This window comes from bacterium, from assembly GCA_027622355.1.
Lineage (GTDB): Bacteria > UBA8248 > UBA8248 > UBA8248 > UBA8248 > JAQBZT01.
The window spans coordinates 1-3,103 of record JAQBZT010000311.1; the positions used below are offsets into that span (position 1 = coordinate 1).

At 71.4% G+C, this 3,103-nt stretch carries 5 protein-coding genes; all 5 read left to right on the top strand.

Features of this window, described 5'->3' with window-relative positions; translation table 11 throughout:
* A partial coding sequence (locus tag O2807_13980; protein MDA1001610.1) for a hypothetical protein occupies positions 1-326 on the top strand: 326 nt, incomplete at its 5' end.
* Positions 323-952: a nitroreductase family protein gene (locus O2807_13985; protein ID MDA1001611.1), complete on the top strand. Its 630-nt coding sequence runs from the start codon at positions 323-325 to the stop codon at positions 950-952. The genes O2807_13980 and O2807_13985, both read left to right, overlap by 4 nt.
* Positions 949-1,893, top strand: a complete 945-nt coding sequence (gene cofD / locus O2807_13990) for a 2-phospho-L-lactate transferase (GenBank protein MDA1001612.1) — start codon at positions 949-951, stop codon at positions 1,891-1,893. Before O2807_13985 ends, cofD begins: the two co-directional genes overlap by 4 nt.
* Before the next feature lie 212 nt (positions 1,894-2,105).
* A complete protein-coding gene (gene cofC / locus O2807_13995; GenBank protein ID MDA1001613.1) occupies positions 2,106-2,735 on the top strand; it encodes a 2-phospho-L-lactate guanylyltransferase in 630 nt (209 codons plus the stop codon).
* On the top strand, positions 2,732-3,103 hold a 372-nt coding region (locus O2807_14000; protein ID MDA1001614.1), incomplete at its 3' end, for a coenzyme F420-0:L-glutamate ligase. The genes cofC and O2807_14000, both read left to right, overlap by 4 nt.

Consider the following 3,103-nt stretch of genomic DNA (forward strand, 5'->3'; position numbering starts at 1 on the left):
TTCTCGCCAGGAGGCAGCGGGGCCGCATCCCCGAGGGCGCCCCCCGCAGCGGCACGGCAAAGGATTTGCCCGAGTACGACCCCAAGGAAGCGGCCGGCTTCGCCGCGGCGCGCATGGCGGGAAGCGGCAAGAGCGGGGAAGACCTCGCCGCCTGCTTCGAGGCCGCCTACGAAGGAGCGCCGCGCCCTGTGGAAATCACCGGCTACATGGCGGGCCAGCCGATCCTGGGCGATCCGGGCCCGCCGCCGCCCGGCGAGAAGCGCAAGCTCCCGCCCCCGCCCGCCCCCGATCAGGGCGGCGCACCTGCCGGCTGGAGCGCGGCATGAAAACGGCGAAACCCCTTCTCTCCCTGGGCGGCATCTCGCTCGCAGAGGCGCTCCTCGCGCGCAGGTCCCACCGCAAGTTCGCCCCCGAGGCGATCCCGCCGGATGCGATCCGCGACGCCATCGAAGCGGCCTGCCTCGCACCGAGCCCGCACGGCACCTCGCCCTGGCGCTTCTGCGTTCTCGAGTCGGCGGAATCCAAACAGCGGCTCGCCGGGGAGATGGGCAGGGACTTTCTCCGCGACATGGAGAAAGAAGGCGTCCCCGAGGCGGAGCGCGCGCGCCGCCACGCGGGGAGCCTCCGCCTTTTGACGGACGCGCCCGCCCTCATCCTCGCCGCGCTCTCCTTCGCCGGGATGGATCGCTACGCGGATCCCGAAAAGCAGAAAAACGAGCACATGATGGCCGAGCACAGCCTGGGCGCCGCGCTGCAGAACCTCATGCTCGCCCTCGCCGCGCAGGGGGTGGGCTCGGTCTGGCGGTGCGCCCCGCTCTTTTGCCCCGAGACGGCGCGGGCGGCGCTCGATCTGCCGGCCGACTGGTCGCCCCGTGCGCTCATCGTCGCGGGATTTCCCACTGCGCCGGCCCTGCCGAAGGCCGCCCCTTCGCCCCAGGTGGTGACCCGGTGAGCGCCCCCGCTTCGGTCCTCGCCCTCGCCGGCGGCGTCGGCGGCGCGAAGCTCGCCGTCGGCCTCGACGCGGCGCTCCCGCCGGGCGCGCTCTCGGTGATCGTCAACACGGCGGATGACCTCGGCCTGCACGGCCTGCACATCAGCCCCGATCTCGACACGGTGATGTACAACCTCGGCGGGCTCTCCGACCCCGCGCAGGGATGGGGCATCGCCGGGGACACCACGCGCGCCCTCGAGCTGATCGGCCGCTACGGGGGGCCGGACTGGTTCCGCCTCGGGGACGCCGACATGGCGACGCACATCCGCCGGACCCAGCGGCTCGCCGAGGGGGCGCGGCTGACCGAGGTGACCGCCGAGCTCTGCGCCGCCCTCGGGATCGCCACGCGCGTTCTCCCGATGACGGACGCGCCCGTCGCAACGCGCGTCCAGACTCCGGAGGGGGAGCTCGAGTTCCAGGACTACTTCGTCGCACGGGGCACCCGCCCCGCCGTGACGGGGGTGCGCTTTCAGGGGTCGGAGTCGGCGAAGGGAACCCCCGAGGCCATCGCCGCCATCGAGGGCGCCGGGGCGATCATCTTCTGCCCCTCGAATCCGATCGTGAGCATCGGGCCGATTCTCGCCATCGGGGAGATCCGCGAGCGGCTCCTCGCGGCAAAAGTGCCGCGGGTGGCGGTGAGCCCCATCGTGGGCGGCGCCGCGCTGCGCGGGCCGGCGGCGGAGATGCTCACCGGGTTGGGCCACGAGGCCACGGCGCAGGGGGTGGCGGAAATTCTGATGCCCTTCCTCGATGGCTTCGTCGTGGACATGCAGGACGCCCATCTCGTCCCCGCGCTCGAGAAATTCGGCATCCGGGCCTGCGCCCTGCAGACCATCATGACCGACACCCCATCGAAAAAACGGCTGGCCGAGGAGGTACTCGCCTTCGCGGCCACGCTCTAGCCGTGGCGCCAGCCGTGCTATGATGGCGGGAAAATTGGCAGTGGACCAATTTGCACAAATGGACTGACGATGTCATTCCGAAGGAGCGCAGCGACTGAGGAATCTGCTTGTCGAAAAGCAGAGTCCTCGCGCCTCCGGGCGCTCGGAATGACAGAAAAAAACGCAAACTGACCCACTACCGAAAAATTCCTCCTCCACCGAGAGAGAAAGAGATGACGCCCTGCATCGTTCTCGTTCCGGTCCGCGATTTCAGGACCGGAAAATCCCGCCTCTCCCCGGTCCTCTCGGAGGAGGAGCGCGACGGCCTCGGCCGCTGGATGCTCGAACGCGTCCTCGCGGCGCTGCGCGGGGCGGCGGCCGCCTGCGAGGTGGCCGTCCTCAGCGACGCCGAGGAGGTGCTCTCGCTCGCGGCAGAGTTGGGGGCCGCGGGCCTCCTGTGCGAGGGGCGGGACATGAACGCGGATCTGGAGCGGGGCCGCGGCTGGGCGCTCGCGCGCGGCGCGGCGAGCCTCGCCGTCATCCCGGGCGATCTGCCCCTGCTCGGGCGCGATGATGTGGACGCCTTTCTCGAAAAAGGCGCGCCGGGCCACGTCCTGCTCTCCCCCTCGCCCGACGGGGGAACGAACGCTCTTTGGACCCCGGCTGCGGACGCCATTCCCTTCCGGTTCGGGCCGGGGAGTTTCGAGAAGCACCGCGCGGCCGCCGAGGCGGCGGGTCTGAAAGTGCGCATCCACGAGGGGGCGGGCTTTCGCCTCGATGTGGATCAGCCCGGAGACCTCGACGCCTTTCTCGAGGCGGGCGCCCCGGCGCCTCCCTGGCTGGAGGCCCGGCCCAAGCGATGACCGCCATCGAAATCATCCCCCTCGCCGGATTGCCGGAGGTGCGGCCGGGCGATCCGCTCGGCCGGCTGATCGCGGACGCCCTCCAGCGCGAGAAGATCGCCCTTCGCGAGGGCGATGTGCTCGCCGTCGCGCAGAAGATCGTCAGCAAGGCCGAGGGGCGCTTCGTGCGGCTCTCCGATGTCGAGCCCTCGCCCGAGGCGGTTCGCATCGCCGGGCGCGACGGCCGCGACGCGCGGCTGGTGGAGGTCGTCCTCCGCGAGTCGAACGAGATTGTCATCGCCACCGAGCGCGCCCTCATCGTCGAGCACCGCTCGGGGGCCGTCTGCGCCCATGCGGGGGTGGACCGCTCGAACCTGGCGGAGGGCGCC

Bases quoted from the DNA above. Each gene is read 5' to 3' on its own strand.
- cofC (MDA1001613.1), top strand. From the start codon at position 2,106: ATGACGCCCTGCATCGTTCTCGTTCCGGTCCGCGATTTCAGGACCGGA.
- O2807_13985 (MDA1001611.1), top strand. From the start codon at position 323: ATGAAAACGGCGAAACCCCTTCTCTCCCTGGGCGGCATCTCGCTCGCA.